Below are 18467 nucleotides of genomic sequence, written 5' to 3'. Positions count from 1 at the left end.
ACAAAATTCAAAAAACCTAAAATGCCACTTTTTTATCTTTAACCTATGGCATAATCATTTAAAGCATTTTTCTAATTTAGTGTTAGTTAATATTTATGCAATCATTGACAAGAGTAATTATTAATCAATAAAGCACCACACGTAGGAATAGTTAGATTCATATTATTTCTCCCCAAAAAGACCATAAATGTGACTTTCATCACTGAAATTTTATAAAGCCTAGTCGTAAACTGTTACATTTTTTGATCTTTTTGTGAATAACGTCACATAGTGCTGAAATTAAGAACTTTTCAAATCTTTTAACATTCAAGGATTCTGTTTGACTATAGAATCCTTGAAAAATATAAATAAAAAACAAGCGAGGCTAAATTTATTAGTTATCGCTAAATTTCGATTTCGTTATATATACAGTTGGATATCAAGATTATGTTCTCCTCAGATTTCACAAGACGGCCTATTGACGAAGAAAAGCCTAGCGGAACTAACCCAAACGCATTAGATGATTTTACAGAGATAAAACGTCAAATTAATAACCTTAATAAGGTGACAGGGAGAGTCTCTTGGAAAAAGGTTCAGTCTCTTTCAAAAACGATACTTTCGAAAAACAGCAAAGATTTCCGTTGTAGTTGCTACTTTACTGTCGCAGCAACACATAATGATGGCTTAAAAGGTTTAGCTGAAGGACTCAGTTCTATTCTGGACTTATGCGTCGTTTATTGGTTTACCGCATATCCAGAAGTTACAAAATCAAACGCAAGGATTGGGGCGATAGACTGGATGGTTGAACACACAGAAAAACGAATAAAGTCGATTAAAACAAACCCCGACGACGTACTGCTGATCGAAACTTGCCATCGCTTATGTATGAGAATTGAAGAAGAACTAAGACTACATTACGGTATAAAAGCACCTTCATTGGGTGGGGTACGTCGAATCTTAAAGCAATGGGTTGATGAACATAAAGAGACCGAAGCAAACCTGCGCGAAGCAGAGAATCAACGAAAGTACCGAGCTCCAGAAGAAAATAAACAACCAACACCAGTGGCTCAACCATCAACCATTAAAATTGATGTGTCAAATAAGCAATCTGCAACAACATCGAAAGTCGACGATAAAACACCCTCTAAGTATTTAGTCGTCTACCTGTTAGCCGGATTTCTTGCTTTAGCATTGTCCTCTCACTTCTTTTATAAGCAATACCAACTAAAAGATCTGACTAAACAAATCATCACATCTGATATCTCACAACTTAATGAAATAGCACATTCATTAAGATATGAATATGCTCCTATTTCTCAAGATGTTAGACCTAATGTCGTAAACCAATTAGACACACTAATGAAAGGTTGGGTTGCCGATCCAATCAAAGTGTATCAGATCGATATTTTAGACCGATTGACGCTTGATTTGACCAAGCTGTATCCGGACTCGTCTTCTATTCTACGATTACGCCAAGAGTTCACCAATGAACAAGAAAAGTTAAACACAGATTACGCCCAACTTCACCGACGCTTTTCTAACGCCAGGACTGTATTTGCGAATGTAATTAGAGGAAGTGAAAGTAAAAAGACAGCACGAGCTTATGAGTACAGTAACTCTCTTTTTCCATTGATTGGCCGCATTGAATATGCAGAAAAAGAACAACAACAAAAAGAACTACAGAAATCTCTTCGGATACTGAACGTCTATTTACACAAAATAAAAACCTTAGAATCAGATCTGTCAGCAAATAAACCGTAAAACTCATAAAACCGTCTTAAGACTCGGTATTACAACAAACTCAAAACAACGAAATAGGCTTATGTTAAAACACAAACTAATGAGGAACCCTGTTGTTATATCAACGGCCATTTTCCTCTTTCTTGCTGCTACGATCGCTGCAATCTATATCCTTTGGCTAGATATAACAGACAAGTTTTACCTATGGATTGCTTTAGGTGCTATAACAATTTTCTATTCGTTGTTTCAGGTAACGTTGTGGCTAAAAAAGAAAAACAACACTAAAGCCCTAAAGCTGGAAACAGAAGAAGAAGCATTAGCCATGGTCATCCGTCCGCTTCTTTCTGGTTCCAATAAAAAGCCAATCTATTTAATGATTGGCAATAAATACGCGGGTCGAACTCAGTTTCTACTTAACTCCAGTGCAATCAAGCCAATGGATCAGACTCGTACTGCAAAGAATGATTTTTTCGAATGGTATGAGTCAGACTCCGCCGTGTATATCAAACCGGATCAACGCCTATTGTTTCAAGAAGTATCAAGTAACGATAGCGCTCTGTGGAACACATTTGTAGATGAGGTCATTAAACACAAGCCTAGAAAGCCATTTTCTGGTTGCTTGTTTTTTATCGATTTTGAATTTCTAATTGTCTCTGAAACCGAACAAATCGATTACACGTTAACCGCGCTTAACCATCGATTAGAATCAGTAAGTGAAAAAACAGCTTCAGCGATCCCTTTATATTTAATGATGTCTAAGCTCGACAAGCTAGAAGGATTTAAGGAATACATACACTTTAGTTCTTTAAAGACCTCGGTTGAATTTCTATCAATTCCATTAAAGGAAGCTAAAGGTGTATTTGTTGAGTACTACCATGATAGCTTCCGTAATTTAGTAAAAGTAATGGAGAGCAATGCGTTAGATTCGTCGTCTCACTCTAATGAAGTTAACGAGAAGCAAGCCATATTAGCATTCCCTAAACAATTCGAATTGTGTCAGTCTGAAATTGCTTCTGTGATAGAACGACTTTCAGAACTCAATACTGGGTCTTACTCTCTTGATATCCGTGAAGTGTTTTTTATATCGAATATCCAAGGTGGTAGAAAATACAACCTATTAGCTAAGAGTTGCAGCAACTACTTTAACTTGCCTATCATTGCGTCGGAACATACTCAGTTAACAGAAACGCCCTATTTTACGCGTTTCTTAATGGACTCTCAGATCCTGCCTGAATCTGATTTCGCAGGTGAAAACAAGACTTACCTTAGGATGATCCAGAGGCAGAGCCGTCTAGCCGTTGCAGCTTCCATTATTTTACTAGGTAGTGGTGCTTACCTGTTTTCAACGACTTTAGATGACAACCTGAGAGTGATTAGTCAGCTTATTGGTATAGATGATTCACAATCGTCTTACCCAAAAGGCAATTCTTTTGAAAGTTCTCTTTCAAGTGCGATCCAAACTGTACAACCATCTTATCAAGCATGGCTTAGTGGCTCACAAGCGCTAGATAATGAACTTGTGAATATGAATGTAAGTCGTCTCGATGAAAGTACGAAAATCGCTTATAACGCCCTCATAATGCAAATTAGAAACCACTTAATGCCAGTAATTGAGCAAGGTTATCGTTTGCAACTAACACAAAATCAAGACAACGTTAATAATGCACTGCCTTTACTAAAAGGTTACTTAATGTTGAATGATCCTACAAAACGCGAGATAAAATTTCTACGTCAGCAAACGATGTCAACGCTCCAAAAACTCAGTGATCAACCAGACACGATCACGACAGTGATGAAATATTTGGACGCATATTTCCGCACTGATTTTGAACCTGTATCGATCAACATGAATATGGTGCGTGCGACAAGACGTTCTCTACTCTCTAGTTCAAATGTAGATCTTGTGTACGCCAGCTTGTTACAACAAGCAGGTGACATTGATTTAGGCACTTTGAATTTACAGCGAGCAGTCGGTTTCGACTTTAATAATGTCTTCAACGACAACTTGGATCCTCAACGATTAGAAATCGATAAAGTTTACACATCTACAGGCTTCAGTACGTTTTACCGCCCTCGCGTCGATTTAATGTCGCAACAAGTCATCACCGACAACTGGGTATTGGGTTTGTCAAACCACGTAATCCCAACAGACAAAGAACAAGAGACATTCAAGAAGCAAGTAAGAAAAAAATATACGGATGACTACATCAGTTATTGGCGAAATGCTTTAAGCGAACTAAAAGTAAAGCGTTATAACAATATAGGGGAGATTACTAACGCCATTGATCTGATCTCTGGTCCCTCTTCTCCTATGACAACCGTTCTAAAACAAGTTTATACAAACACTCAGTTTTCCCCGGTTGGACAACAGAATGCATTAATGGCCCAGGTTAACCCTAAACTTGCTGGTGCCGTAAATGCAGCACCAGAACTCGTTGAAGAACTTGTTCAACCTGACTACTTGTTGATGAAAAGAGTTGAACAAGCTTTCCACATCTTGAATCAATTACAAATTAACGAAACCCCTAACTCCCCTACACCATGGGATGAAACGATAACTGCACTGAGCAGAGTTCGTACGTATATGAAAGATATAGCAGACGCACCGGCCCCTCAAATGGCAGCGTTGTCTGCAGCACAACACCGGATGAGTAGTACGGATGCCGATCCTCTGATTCGTTTAAAACAAATTGCACAAAAATCTCCTGAGCCAGTAAGAAGTTGGCTTTTAGACGTAGTTAACCAGAGCTGGTCCGTGATGATTTCTGAATCATCAAAAGGAATACAGACTCTTTGGTATAGTGAAATCTATTCTAAGTTCAAAGAGTTAGGTTTAGGAAGGTACCCTTTTGATCTAAGTGCAACAGAAGAAATTTCGATCGAAGACTTTGAGCTGCTTTTCGCATCGGGAGGCTTGCTTGATGCATTTATCGATAGAAATTTCGCTCCTTTTTATGACACAAACCTATGGACGCCAAAACAAGTAGAAGGTGAAATTATGCCTCTCTCACCAGAACTGCTTGTTCAGTTACGAAATTACAATGTCATCAGAGATACACTAATCAACAAGAGTACAAACCGTTTGTACCTTCCATTTAGTGCGAAGGTACTTGATCTTGATTCTAGTGCGATCAGAGCAAGCTTAAAAATAGCGGACTCAAATATCAACTATTACCATGGTCCCAGCAGAATTCGCGAACTTGAGTGGCCTCCTCAAAATGGAGATTTCAATATCAGTATAACAATTCAAGATGTAACAGACGAAGGTAAACAACATGTACTAAGCAAGAATGGTCAATGGGCTATCTATCGGTTATTTGGTGACTCAACGTTAACAAATACCCATAACGGTAGCTTCGTGAGTGATATAAAAGTATCAGGCAGAGATCTGAGCTTGCGAATCACTCCTTTGACTCAGAAAAACCCGTTTACGTTAGCGGAGCTGTATAACTTCACTCTACCCGAAGCTATATAGTAAAAATACAAATACAAATACAAATACAAATACAAATACAATAATAATTCAGAAAAGGCAGAACACATCATGTCCAACATTAGTTTACAAGGCTTAGACAAACTAGATCGTAAAATTCTTTCGAATCTACTCTCCAATGGGCGAGAATCGATTGCTAATCTTTCTCGCAACATCGGCTTGTCGCGAACAGCGGTCGCTGAACGCATCAACAGGCTTGAAAAGACCGGTATTATCAAAGGGTATACGGCACAAATAAGAGTAGAAAATGACGGGAGAAAAGCGGCCAGTTATTTGCTAATTTCTTGTGAAAAAGGTAAGAAAAATGATGTAAGTAATGCATTAAAAGAACTACCTGAAGTCAGACTTACAAGCATTGTTGGGGGGACCTACGACATTATTTCTTTGATTGAAGCTCCTGATCTGCAATCAATACACCATTTATGTAATGAGATAGAGTCTTTCAATGGCATTCGCTCTCTCAATACAACAGTAGTGCTACACCAGCCAATCAGTCGTTAAAAATAAAGCCGCTCTTATGAGCGGCTTTTTTAAATGCCTCCAATTACTCTAATCTTCGCATCTTTCGTACCTGCTTGACCCAACCAAAAAGTTTGCCCCAAACTCGTCCCATCACCTTGACCGAGTTGGTTCTTTGGAACTGAGTCTAAATCAACGGTTAGCTTTAAATCCCAAGACATGGGGTCACGAAGAATAAAACGCATCAACCCCACTAAAGTTTTATGGAAATCTCCTCCATAGGAGAACTTTCGGAACGTCTCGAAATCAATGTTATCAATACAAAGATTAAACTTACCGTTTAGATCTGGGATGCTCTTACCTAAATGTAAATTTGAACCCAAAATACAATTCGTTCTATTTAATTGATTCCTTTGGCATTCGGCAATTTTTACTCTTCGAAAGACCCACTCTTCGATTCGAACACTTGGTAATGAAAAATAGTGCGCAACAATGCCAGAAATCAGTTTCGGAGAGCGTGTCCTGGTAGATAGCTGATTGACGTAAGACAAAATCTTTGCACGATCAAGCCCGATCGTATCAGACTCTTGAATAACATTAGACAACCCTGCTAGGTGCAGCATACGCCCAGAAAAGTCATCTGTTGCATCGCTTTGATACTGAACATGATAACGGTACTTTTTCCAAACACGATAGATTAAACTGGTATATCTATTATGAAAGAAATCAAAGAAGTCTCTAACTGGATTATCATCATCATCTCTACCTACTAATTTTTCTGTATAGTTCGCGGGCAAAGGTGAACTTGAACCGTGTAATCCTAAAAAGTTAGTTTCAATTCTCGAATAGTGCTCACCAGACCTTTCCATATGACTGATGAATTCCATATCACTTTTGGGGAAACAGAGGTTTGGTGAGACACTAAACGCAATTCTCTCTTGATAAAAATATTTGTTTTCACCAACCGCTACAAAATCACTGCCCGGTAATAGTTGGTAGTGCTTCTCTAACAACAAAACTGCTTGAAAAAAGCTAAATTCGTTTATTTTTTCTGATAATTCATCAATCATAAGATTGTTTGCTGTCCAGTTAAACTTGCCCATTGGTAGCTTTCGCCACTGCGTTCATCGTAGACTTCTAACTCTGTAAATGAGTTAACACTTGAATATAAGCGTATGAACTCATTCAATACATTTGCCATCAAAAACATGTCCCCTTCATTGACAAAAAAACTAGAGTTCATCTTAAGCTTAAATTGATTACCACGAACGGATACCCCTCTAAACACTCTATCGATAGGTTTCATTTCTGATGAGATAATGCCGTCAAGCCTGTGCAACGAAGCCCTATGAGCCTGCCTATCCACTCTAGAATGGAAGTCATATGTAGACAGTAAAACCTTGAGTACATCAATATTAGAGAGCGATAGATAATTCAATGACATATTAGCAATCAGTTGCCATTGGAGTTCGCCATTCACTTGCGGGCTAACAGATTGCGTAGGTTTAGTAATATTACTAAACGTGGCGTAAGTTGGAGATTTATGTGTGGTATATATGATGTCTCCTACAGACAATCTTTCAGACAAATCTGCATTACTGCACAATAACTTCATCAAAACCGTTTCGGTTCCTAGGTCTGCAATATCCCCATTGTGGGTATGAAAAGATATATAACGCTCAAGCCCTCTTCCACTCACTCGCTCTGAAACTTTTGACTTGTAGAAATCACGTTTATCTCTTTGATTTATTTGGTGTTCAAAGGACTCAAATTCAATAAGAGATTTTCGTCGCCTTTCATTTTTGCTCCAACTTTCTACTTGGTTTATTGAATAAACTTCGTAGTGATCCTGGTTGTCACTCTGTGGCCGAACTTTATACTCATTTCGGCGATGTTCAAGCCGAATTGGATCACCATCTTTTTCGAATAGGTTCACAGCTGGCGTGCAATGTAACCTTAAGTGCTTATCTTTCAGGACAACTTCGGCAGGTAATGCTCTCTTAAAATGGAATTTAAGGTTCACGGTACTTCTTTGTGGTATCCCTTTTAGCCAATCGAGACCCGTAATATCAAAAAACATAAATTTGTCTGGTAAAGAAAAATATTCTTGCAACAAACGATAACCTGCAAATGAATTGTCGCTATATGGCAGTATCGCTTCGTCGTCTTGGTACCCAACCGGTTTAACAAATTCAGGTCCAAGTTTACGTTTATACCCACCGCCCACGTCTAACTCGACGTAGTCTAAGTATCTAAATATCCATAAGAAAAGAATTCTAGTTATATGGATCTCACCATGTAAATGAAACCTTAATTTATCTAACCCGATACGAGATAACTCTAGCCCATGTTCAGTCGCAAGTGTCACATCAACAGATGAGCTTGTTCGACTGTTGCTTTGGTCAATGCTTGTGATTTTTAAGGGGAAAAGCTCTACGTCATAGCAGGTTCTGAATAAACATTGCGTACCTTCCACTTGTTCACTAGCCATCTCAGCCCCGCGCTTTACCACTGTTTTTTCAGTGACACTTCCCGAGTGTGGCGTTAGTTCGCTAATGCATAACGAAGGAATCGAGCGCATGTAATGTGGCCACAACAGCGTCATTAACGACTGAGTGAGCTCTGGGAGTTCATCATCAATCTTTTCTCTAATACGGCCAGTAAGAAACGCAAAACCTTCAAGAAGACGTTCTACATCAGGATCGAATGTTCCTTCAGACAAAAAGTTGGTCAGTTTTGGATTGTACTTGGCAAATTCGCTGCCGGATTCTCGTAGATATGTGAGTTCATCTTGAAAGTATTTACTGTTACTCAATGGGCACCTACTAAACGTTAAATTGGCCGTCAGTTCCCATATAGACATCGATAGACATCGGAACTTTTCCACCGTTGTGTAAGACTTCTCCGCATATGCCAAAGCCTAATTGAAGAGGGTTGTTGTGATTTTCTCGGTAATGTACTTCAACACTTCGTAGCCGAGGTTCGAAGCTTTCTATTGTGGAAGTGATGTTCTTTTGGATGTGACGAACTAAATTGGTGTTGTTCGATAGAACATCATTGAAATCAGGTAAGCCATATTCCCGATCGATCATTGAATTACCCGCATGAGTATTAAGCAAATCAGCAAGGTGCAGATGAATGGATTCAATTAAATGCCTATGTGAAACCACTTTTTCATAACAATTTTTCGGCTCACCAAGTTCAATTCGTTCTAATAATCGGTAACCTTTTTCCATATAACACTCTAAGAAAAAAAGCAGCCAGTAAACCTGGCCGCTTATTTATTTCCAAACTTATTATTGGTCTAGCTTACCAACCAAAGATAAGTCAAAGCTCGCGCCCATGTACTTGAAGTGAGGACGAACAGACATCGATACTTTATACCAACCTGGGTCACCCTCAACGTCAGACACTTCGACTTTAGCCGCTCGTAACGGTCGACGACCACGAACTTCTGCTGGCGGGTTCTCTTGGTCAGATACGTATTGACGGATCCATTTATTTAGCTCAACTTCCAAATCGGTACGCTCTTTCCAAGAACCAATTTGCTCACGTTGAAGTACTTTAATGTAATGAGCTAAGCGGTTAATAATGAACATGTAAGGTAGCTGAGTACCCAACTTGTAGTTCATCTCAGCTTGCTTGCCTTCAGGTGTATTCGCAAACACTTTTGGTTTTTGAACTGAGTTTGCCGAGAAGAACGCTGCGTTATCAGAACCTTTACGCATTGTTAAAGCCATAAAGCCTTCTTCTGCAAGTTCATACTCACGGCGGTCAGAAACCAGAATTTCGGTTGGGATCTTAGTTTCGATCTGACCCATCGCTTCAAAGTTATAAACCGGTAAATCGGTTACCGCACCACCACTTTGCGGGCCAATAATGTTTGGACACCAGCGATATTTTGCAAACGACTCACTGATCTTTGAAGCCATAGCATAAGCTGAGTTACCCCAAAGGTAATTGTCATGGCTGTCCGTAACCATTTCATCGTAGTCAAACGCCTTAATTGGGTTGTCTTCAACTGAGTATGGCGTACGCAGCATAAAACGTGATGTACACAGCCCAACATAACGTGCGTCTTCGTGCTCACGGAATCCGCGCCACTTAGTATACTGAGGACCTTCAAATACCGACTTTAAGTCTTTTAAGTTTGGTAATTCTTCATAAGAATCTAAACCAAAGAATTGAGAAGATGCAGAAGTAATAAATGGTGCATGAGACATAGCACCTACATTACCCATATATTCCATTAGTTTAATATCAGGCGAAGACGCAGATAGTTGGTAATCACAAATAACGGCACCTACAGGCTTACCACCAAATTGACCGTATTCACGAGTATAAATCTGCTTATATAAACCTGATTTCACTACTTCAGGAGCATCTTCAAAATCATCCAGAACTTCGTCTTTCTTAGCCGAAATAAGTTCGATTTGAATGTTTTCACGGAAGTCCGTGTGATCAACAAGATATTTAAGACCACGCCATGTTGATTCAATCGCTTGAACTTCTTCGTTGTGAAGAATTGCATCAACCTGTTTAGACAACTTTTGATCAATCTCAGAGATCATCAAATCAACTAAAGACTGGTCTACTTTTTCTACTGTTGAGCTGCTTAATAACTCACCAATGAATGCTTCAACGCCACGCTTTGCAACGTCAAAACCCTCATCACTAGGTTTAATGCGAGTCTCATTTAAAATGCTATCCAGAAGAGAGCCTGACTCAACTAGAGCTGCTTCTTGTTCTGGTGCTTGTGCTTCTGCCGACATGATCTTCCTTACTCTGCTTTTTCGCCTTGGTCTGCACCAATGCTTAGTTCATCCAAAAGTTTCTTTCTTGCTTCTTCATCTTGAAGAACTGCTGCAATCTTCTTACGGAAAGCAGGTACATTCCCTAGAGGGCCTTTCAATGCAACCAAGGCTTCACGAAGTTCTAGTAAACCATTCAGCTCAGGAACGCTCTTCGCAATCGACTCTGGAGTAAAGTCCTTCATATTTTTGAATGTAATATCAACGCCAATTTGCGCACCTTCTTCATCAGAAAGACGGTTTTCAACATTTGCTTTGATATTCGGTGCGTAACCTTCTAATACTTCGTTAAAGTTATCTTTATCGATATTAATCGGATTACGCTCTTCGATCGGAGTTTCATCTGCACGAGCAGTGAAGTCACCGACAACCATCATACTTAGGGGCAGTTCAACATCATCAGACGCATCGCCTGTTGCTGGAACATAACGTATATTAATTCGCTCTTTCGGAGCCACCGAGCCATCACGTGACATAATTAGTCCTTTCTAGTTTATTGCTGGTCATAAATTGTTTCCCATTCGCTATATCTCACAGGTAAAAAATCCTTAGTTCGATATAGTTCCTTTAGAGTTTTTTGAATTAGATTTTCTAAAGAAAAAAACAAATGGGGTTCCCAAATTGATAGATTTAGTTCCTTAGCCACCGCCCAACTTTGTTCCAAGTAATGCAAGCACAAAGGGTATAAACCAACACTTTGGTAGGCTTTCACTAACTTTAAGTGCAACATGAATTGTCCACGACCGGAGTTATCCAACTCGAGTTTGTTTGACAGTTCAGCCACATATTTACCCAAGTCACCTAGGGCAATATCCTCCATCTCAGATAGATCATCTTCAGCTACAACAATAGTTTGAATTATTGACGACTTACCCGAAGGACAAGCGTTACCTGTAGACAACCAAGTAATCGTTGCTTCATCCGCAAATGGAATAGAATTTTTGAAAGAGAGGTTCTCAATTCCCTCAAAAGAATCGACAAATCTCTTTGTTTCTTGCTTTACAGCCAACGCAGCTTCGTCATACCCAAGATTGTCTAACATTGAATAAACGAAATAATGCCCAGTCAGCCAAAATGGCGCATCAGTAAGTGTTCGCTCTAAACGCTTGATCGTATCGATATCACTTTCTTGATTTGCTTTATCTCGATATTCCGCCTGCTGGTCTGATGACACAGCGAGGCTAAGAGGCGTTAGATTGTCTTTGTGATCAGGTAAACCATCAACGTCGGCCCATGTCAGGTGACGGTAAATCCGATATCCTAAAGGTTCAGTCGGATTTGAATGCACCATGATCTCAGACACTTTTTTTAACGTACGCTTTGATGCAGCCGGAGATGAAAAATCTGTGTCAACGTCTACAGTGCTGTGCTCTCGAGGTTTACTTCGTTTCTGATTAGGCGTGGTGTGCGTCTTCGGACTGTCAGCTTCGTGGCTTTGTGGAACGATCGCTTTCTCGGACAGTGCAACAACATCAATGAGCGGTTCGGAATCAGCCAAACTGTGTTCAACCAACGTTTCTTCATTTAAAGATGCGTTCTGCATTAGTTGATTCAAATGACTTTTTAATTCGAAAAAGTCTACATCAGAGTCTTGAAATATCTCGTCAAACTGACGCTGGATACCTTCAGTTAGTGTGATACATCGAGATAGAACTTCCCAGTCAAGGGATTCTGCAGACAATTTAGTCGCGACGAGTTTGAATTGATGATTGAGCCACTCAACAGCCCCATCTCTACCTCTTTTACGTTTAGGGTATAACTCATGACCAAAACGACTGATTGAGTCATTGAGCAAAGATAATCCTTCCTCAAGCCCTATCTCGCCTTTGTCCTCTACCAAAGAACGGATCAGATAACAAAGCGCTTTAAGATCCTTACTATGCTGACTTAGCACTTCAATCGAATGGACTTTTACTATATGCCAGTCAACAGTCTCACCAAATAATGAACCAAATTTTTTCACTTCGGCTTCCATCATTTCATAGCAAAACTCGTACCTAGCATCCTCACCAGTTGGTGAGTGTTCAGATATTGGTGCTAATAGCGTTTCAGTATCGATCAGACTCAAGTTAACCTCTGCTTTCAGAATTGTAATTTCTAATTGCTCGCTCGATTGCTATAGCACCTCGCGCTGGTTTAGATAGTTGATGACTTTTGTCTATAGAATCACTTGCCATGCTATTAAGAATTTCCGTTATTTCGCTGAATTTCTTAGGGGCATTAGTCTCTAGATCAGCTAACGAGTCGTGAAGTTTCTGTCGACCAAATACTGATTGTTCAGTTACAGTACTGAACAAAATAAATTCGCTTCTTGCTACTTTTAGAGCTCTTACTTTAGCTTTCAATTTTGGCGTGTTACCAAAAAATGATTGCGCAGCTTCTGCCTCAAGAATTGCTTTGGTGTAATAATGCTGCTTTGCATTTTTCTCTATCGAGGCATCTATTCCGCTGAGCACTTTGCGTGGTAATACATGACTATAAAAATAGGCTCTTGACTGGTTTACTTTCCAAGCAGTTTCAATATCACTGTCTGCAACATCTGATTTCCCATCTAAGATGAGTTCGACTAAACGCTGTTCTTGATTCCCACCAAAGGCGGCAATATTTTGTGAATTGATGGTCGCCTTATTCAGACTTGCCATCGTTTCCGTCAGCGCTTTATCTGCATAAGGAAATAGAGAGCCGTCACTGTTCAGTTTTTCTCGCAAAACAACGAGATCATGCCGGATCGACATCAGAGTTTTAGGAAGTAGATCGACCGCCCCTTCATATTCATTCAAGTCCGATTCATAGTTTTTATACAACTTAGCTAATTTGCTCTGTTGGACTTCATAAGCTTCTCGGTAAGGAGCTGTCGAGACGACATCTTTTTCCATATCTTGTAACGCGAATTCAATATCCCATGGAGACTGTGCTAAAAAAGACGCGGTTTGTGCAGGTTTAATAGTGCTCACAAGGCTACTCGAACTGTTGGTCGATTTAACAATCGATTTCCATTCAGGCTGACCTTGGTTATATAAATATGTACCAGTGATAATCACGACACACAGAACCAAACTCGCTTCTAAGTATCGAAGCCGACCACTTTGAATTCTGTCAATAGTTCGATGTTTGGTTAGAACGAGATCAGCATTCCGTAAACTACTAAATAAGGGAGCACTTACATCAGCACCAAATTTTTGGGTATCGATCTTGGCTAGTTGCTGCGCAAACGAAGTCGCTGTATACCTGTGCTGTCGAGGGTTGTTGACAACATCTTTAATTAACTTCCATACATGGTTAGGGATTAAACCTGGTCGTTTTTTTGCTTGTAATTGAGTTGTCCAAGCATCGCCAAATGCAGCTCCAAGAAATAGATGCCCAGTTAATAACGCCAATGAATAGACGTCATCTTGAGGTTGAGCCACGCCAGACTTTATAAACGCAGGAGACGCATAGCTCATGCTTGCTTCAGCGTAAGTATTAGATTCACCAACATAACGAGCAGCACCAAAGTCGATCAACTTTACATAATCGGACTCTGTAACAATAATGTTTGAAGGTTTAATATCTAAATGGCAGACACCTCTCGTGTGCATAAACTCAAGCGCACCAGACAATTGATATATCAGCCACGCAATATGGTCATGCCTAAAACCTTTAGGAGTATGACGAGCCATTTTTTCAGCCAAAGATTCGCCCTGAATCCACTGATACATAAAGTATGGTCGATCGAACTCTTTGCCTATTTTAATGAAATCAGCAACACTCGGATGTTGAGACATCTCAAGACGACTGGCTTCATTAATGATTAATTCATTCGCAAGTTCAGATGAACCTTCATTTAGAACCTTACAGCAAACCTGTTTTTCAGGGTTCCCTTTCTTGGCCAGGTGATAAACAGTCGTTTTGCCATTTTTTGAAGGTAATGTATCTAACACGTCAAATTGGGAGAAAATCACATACTCTAGCTTGGGCTTATTTTTATTAGCCATATTCTGAGCTTGCTGATTTTTCTTTTCGATCGCTTTCACAACCAACTTATCTAGATAACCTTTGGCTGTCCCTTGCTTTTCTGGCACGCTAAACTCTTTATCAAACGAAATAAATTAATGCTAGATAATAATTACTGTCCAATACCCTTTTCAATAGCAGTATTTAAAACCATCGGTAAGACTATTAATTCAGTTATTATTACTAAACAACCGAACATTACGACAAACGCTTTAACTAACTATTTTTGGCTAAAAATTAGGGTACTTATCCACGTAAATAACGAACTAAACATACATTGTTAACTGAGTCACATTTTTAGTTCATTCTAATAAAAACGAATTGTTCGTTTATCTGAGTAATGTTCAGAAATAATATTGATTATCTCTATAATTGGAATAGGTGTTTGGGAAGTGGATTCACCAAATAGGAATTAGGAATAGTTCGATATCAAGTGAGTATGGTAAAGCACTAAAATACTGCTCACTTATCATAAAACCATCAAGCCCCGCTCCTAAGCTTGAGTTCGTCATTGGAATGTACAACGCTATACTTAATTACGATGATAAAAATACACATCAGTTTCATCAAGGTGTTACAAATTTAGAAATAGAGCGGTGCAGCAACTAAAGCGGCTTGATGAATAAGGTGGATCTAAATAAACGCTAAGACTAACTTTGTCTACTGAATCGCCTTTCAGATAATTGTCGTGTGATAATGATTATAATATAAGCGTTTCGTATCACGGCTATGCAGTCAGGTCTGTTTCATACAAGTGAGTTGGAGCAACGCCCTTTCTCCTTTAACATCAAACATTAACAGGGTTACAGGGCTATTATGCGTTACCTCTTGGATAGTGCAGGCCATTAATGCCAATGCAGAACAACTACCCAATGTACCCCATAAATCATTAATTAAAGTGGGCTGCTGTGGGTTATCAAAACATTCGGCGCGTGCACCTAACGCGAACCCATAATCTTCAGTATGAGACCTCAGATTAGTCATATCAGAGAATACAGGCCCAAAACTCTTGATATTGCGACTCGCATTCCTGACGAGCTTCATTACTGACCTTCGCGTTGTATTTGCAGGTTCTACTTCGAAATAACCTAACTTTGCTTTGGGTTTAAGCTTTAACGTTTGCACCAAGTTATTCCGACATAACAGTAAACCCGCCCCGCCCTCACTCGGTATTATGCCCCATGGATTAGTTGAACTCATGACATCTCCAGCTTCGATTAAGTCACTGAGATCATCAACAAGTGAATCTACTGAGATACTCATTATTGCATCGAATTGGTTCAACTTAGCCAATGATGTGGTCAAGTATGATGGTCCACTTTGTTGAACCACTTCATAACGTGATATTGAATCACAATGCTTACATTCACTTAACCACTGACTCATCTCCACAGCAGAAATAGAGCCCGGTACATTGACGAGTAACGGAATAGGCTTTAATGATGTAGGTAACTGCTTTAAAAGAGAGTCGATCAAGCTCTCAATAAGCACCGAACACTTGTCAAACAATGATGTACTGGAAATGTATTCAATACTAGCGTACGTGAATCTTTCTATCCCATCACCGGCCACTTGCTGATCGAACCTTCCCAAATCCGCTTTGGCAACTGTTGTGGCAATATCAAGATTCATGCCCGTTGGTGTCATGGCTTCCATACCAATAACGAATCGTGCTGAATTGTTATTCATTATCCGACAACTCCTGTTTTTTATGGATCTTCGTTGACACTAAAAGATGCTCCTCGCCTTGACATGGAAAGGCAGCGCTGTAACTGATTGAAAGTATGCGAGCCTCTGTATCAATGAAAACCGTAGAAATAGGCATATCTACTTGATAGTTGGCATTTTTAAATTGAGCTTCTGCTACATACATCTCTTTGGGGAAACGGAAAGAGAGTGCATCATTATGGCAAAAGCCACTCATCATCAATCGTTCACCGCCAGATATGAAGCCTTTGCATTGTTGGTCTAGTGGCGCACTCTGATAAAAACGCTGGTCAAAGTCTACGGGATAAAGAGGTTTCCTATTCTCTAGCCAATCGTCATCAAAAGTGCCAGCGTATCGCTGACGAGCCCCGAAAAATGGGGCTAACGGGCCAAATCCAGCAACCCGTGTATTCTTGGGTGTCGCACTCCAATCTTCCGTAGGATAAAAAACCGAAGGAACCTTCTGTTTCAATAGTTCCCCTTTAGTATCAGCAATACCTCCGCCGAGCCGGTTTCTTAAATCGCCTCCGATAGCACAGGAGAAGTCCATCTCTTTTTCCACAAATGGGAGTGGTTTACTTAGCGTTACGCTACCTCCGTGCTCAATCCATTGCCTATCACCAAGTACCGATATGGTTTTGTCGATATGGCCATCAATCAAAAGCCGACACTCATGGTACGTAACTGCCTTTTTCGCGTAGCTTCGGGCCTTACCGAAAATCAGTACATCTGTGTTGGTTTTAACAACTGAGAACTCTTGGTCAGCTTTCATCGCGGAAAGCCCTGCTTCACCCAGGTAGACAGGATCGTCATAGATCTCTGCCTCTTCTTGCTCCTTCCAAACAGAACCTACGAGTTGCCATGAACGTTTTCCAACGACAATCCACACCTCATTGCCATTATGATCCCGTTGAAAACGGCCTTTGATTGAAAGTTCTGGATGGTTCTCAATATCCCACAACTGCATTATTATTCCTTAGATTAAACCTTTCTGAGGCTGTTGAATTCTGGGTTAGTCGCGTGATATTCCACTCTTGTTGATGAACTGGCATAGCCATATCCCAAGGGATGTATGAGCGAGTATGGAGGCAAACCTGACGCCAAATCCAAACCCTAAAAGCAGCACTGACTTGAGTATCGAACATGGCTTGGATACTGGTTTCTAGAGTCAAAGTTTGTCCCAATCGACCCGGTGACGCTTGTCTGTAGGCGCCAATTTCGACCCATTCTTTTAGCTTTTCGAGTATTTCGTGCCACTCAAAGTCTATCCCCAAATTTTTTGGTGTCACTGGTAAACGTTTCCCATAGACAATGTAAAGCGCTTGGATCCAATCCTCACCTTCGAACTCGTCAAGGCTTGATACTAATTCAACTATTTTCGGAACATGTTCATTCAGACCGTGTAATACAAAATCGAACGGAGCCTGTACACTACTCAGATTAAAGCTCTCAAACTCTTTGAGCTCCAAAAGTTTGGCAAAAGTGACCACTTCGGGATCAGATACACTATCGATTGAGGTACCAAATTCCTGACGAAACCATGTCCCTCTATCCTCTTTCGTAAGTAATCGCTCAAACAGGTTCTGACTGCCATTTGAGTTTTCAGCTAACCAGACAACGCTTTCTGCATCGTTTTGTAACGATAAAAATAAATGTGTTTTATGCTCAGAAAACCGCTTGTCTTTAAGCCAACGTTTTAGCAGACCAACTGTGACAGTTTGGCGTAACTGTAGGCACTCCAAGTAAAGCACGGGCAGTTTACAACCACCTTCAACCATTTCGATTACCACAGAGTCGATACCTGATAATGATGACTGAACAACTAGCAATTTTGCGGTTTGGTAATCCAAATCATCAAGTATCGATAAACCACAAAGTAGGTTTTCTTGCTCTTGTCCAATCTCAGAATTCAACATGAGCCAAGCATAAATGGTTGGTTCGCTCTGCTTTAATTGATGAATCAATCCCGGAGCCAATCGATAGAAAGACCAATAAACATTTTTTAGGTCTTCAATCTGACGCTCAGCCAGCGCTAAATACTCCAGTTTAACGCTTGGGTATCCCCTTTTATGTACTTGTAAGCGTTGCTTTAACAAGAAACCGAGTGTCTCCGAAGCCAGTGACAGCTTTTCATTACACATATCCAGCCACTTGATAGGAAGCTCGTCCAATAAAGCGAGCGTACTTTCCGCATTAGTGATGGCGAGTTCCAAATCTTCATTAGTAATCGGCTGGTTTAGTTGATCAATACCTATTTTTTGACGCATCCGTGAATCCAATCTAGT

The 18467-nt window shown here is 40.0% G+C and carries 13 protein-coding genes; 3 read left to right on the top strand and 10 right to left on the bottom strand.

Annotated elements, in window-relative coordinates; translation table 11 throughout:
* Positions 1-426: 426 nt before the first annotated feature.
* The 3 genes from AB4249_RS05430 to AB4249_RS05420 all read left to right on the top strand — a co-directional run bounded on the left by AB4249_RS05430 (position 427) and on the right by AB4249_RS05420 (position 5713).
* Positions 427-1740 carry a type VI secretion system ImpA family N-terminal domain-containing protein gene (locus AB4249_RS05430; RefSeq protein WP_102333586.1) on the top strand — a complete coding sequence of 438 codons (1314 nt, stop codon included), beginning with the start codon at positions 427-429 and terminating at the stop codon, positions 1738-1740.
* Positions 1741-1801: 61 nt separating this feature from the next.
* The gene (gene tssM, locus AB4249_RS05425) at positions 1802-5194 is read left to right on the top strand and encodes a type VI secretion system membrane subunit TssM (protein WP_372102467.1); all 3393 of its coding nucleotides are present in this window, start codon (positions 1802-1804) and stop codon (positions 5192-5194) included.
* A 66-nt stretch (positions 5195-5260) separates the two neighbouring features.
* On the top strand, positions 5261-5713 hold the full coding sequence (locus AB4249_RS05420; protein WP_017062578.1) for an Lrp/AsnC family transcriptional regulator: 453 nt from the start codon (positions 5261-5263) through the stop codon (positions 5711-5713).
* 29 nt (positions 5714-5742) lie between these two features.
* Here AB4249_RS05420 and tssG read toward each other — a convergent pair whose 3' ends face one another.
* The 10 genes from tssG to AB4249_RS05370 all read right to left on the bottom strand — a co-directional run bounded on the left by tssG (position 5743) and on the right by AB4249_RS05370 (position 18449).
* Positions 5743-6741: a type VI secretion system baseplate subunit TssG gene (gene tssG / locus AB4249_RS05415; protein WP_029235222.1), complete on the bottom strand. Its 999-nt coding sequence runs from the start codon at positions 6739-6741 to the stop codon at positions 5743-5745.
* Positions 6738-8486, bottom strand: coding sequence for a type VI secretion system baseplate subunit TssF (gene tssF, locus AB4249_RS05410; protein ID WP_017064523.1), 1749 nt, complete (start codon positions 8484-8486; stop codon positions 6738-6740). The genes tssG and tssF overlap by 4 nt, the downstream gene beginning before the upstream one ends.
* Before the next feature lie 10 nt (positions 8487-8496).
* Positions 8497-8907 carry a type VI secretion system baseplate subunit TssE gene (gene tssE, locus AB4249_RS05405; RefSeq protein WP_017064522.1) on the bottom strand — a complete coding sequence of 137 codons (411 nt, stop codon included), beginning with the start codon at positions 8905-8907 and terminating at the stop codon, positions 8497-8499.
* Positions 8908-8967: 60 nt separating this feature from the next.
* Positions 8968-10443 carry a type VI secretion system contractile sheath large subunit gene (gene tssC / locus AB4249_RS05400; RefSeq protein ID WP_017067544.1) on the bottom strand — a complete coding sequence of 492 codons (1476 nt, stop codon included), beginning with the start codon at positions 10441-10443 and terminating at the stop codon, positions 8968-8970.
* Positions 10444-10451: 8 nt separating this feature from the next.
* A complete protein-coding gene (gene tssB / locus AB4249_RS05395) occupies positions 10452-10958 on the bottom strand; it encodes a type VI secretion system contractile sheath small subunit (protein ID WP_017064520.1) in 507 nt (168 codons plus the stop codon).
* 17 nt (positions 10959-10975) lie between these two features.
* Entirely contained in the window at positions 10976-12550 is a 1575-nt protein-coding gene (gene tssA / locus AB4249_RS05390; RefSeq protein ID WP_372102465.1) for a type VI secretion system protein TssA, read from the bottom strand.
* Between the two features lies 1 nt (position 12551).
* A complete protein-coding gene (locus AB4249_RS05385) occupies positions 12552-14543 on the bottom strand; it encodes a serine/threonine protein kinase (RefSeq protein WP_371722020.1) in 1992 nt (663 codons plus the stop codon).
* Positions 14544-15210: 667 nt separating this feature from the next.
* On the bottom strand, positions 15211-16164 hold the full coding sequence (locus AB4249_RS05380; RefSeq protein WP_102361670.1) for a hypothetical protein: 954 nt from the start codon (positions 16162-16164) through the stop codon (positions 15211-15213).
* Positions 16157-17149, bottom strand: coding sequence for a DUF2169 domain-containing protein (locus AB4249_RS05375; protein WP_372058373.1), 993 nt, complete (start codon positions 17147-17149; stop codon positions 16157-16159). The genes AB4249_RS05380 and AB4249_RS05375 overlap by 8 nt, the downstream gene beginning before the upstream one ends.
* Positions 17130-18449: a hypothetical protein gene (locus AB4249_RS05370; protein ID WP_372058374.1), complete on the bottom strand. Its 1320-nt coding sequence runs from the start codon at positions 18447-18449 to the stop codon at positions 17130-17132. The genes AB4249_RS05375 and AB4249_RS05370 overlap by 20 nt, the downstream gene beginning before the upstream one ends.
* Positions 18450-18467 lie beyond the last annotated feature (18 nt).

The organism is Vibrio sp. 10N.261.55.F4, from assembly GCF_041470465.1.
GTDB classification, from domain to species: domain Bacteria; phylum Pseudomonadota; class Gammaproteobacteria; order Enterobacterales; family Vibrionaceae; genus Vibrio; species Vibrio crassostreae_C.
The sequence above is the reverse complement of the archived record's forward strand: the minus strand, read 5'-3'. Positions and strand labels throughout refer to the sequence as shown.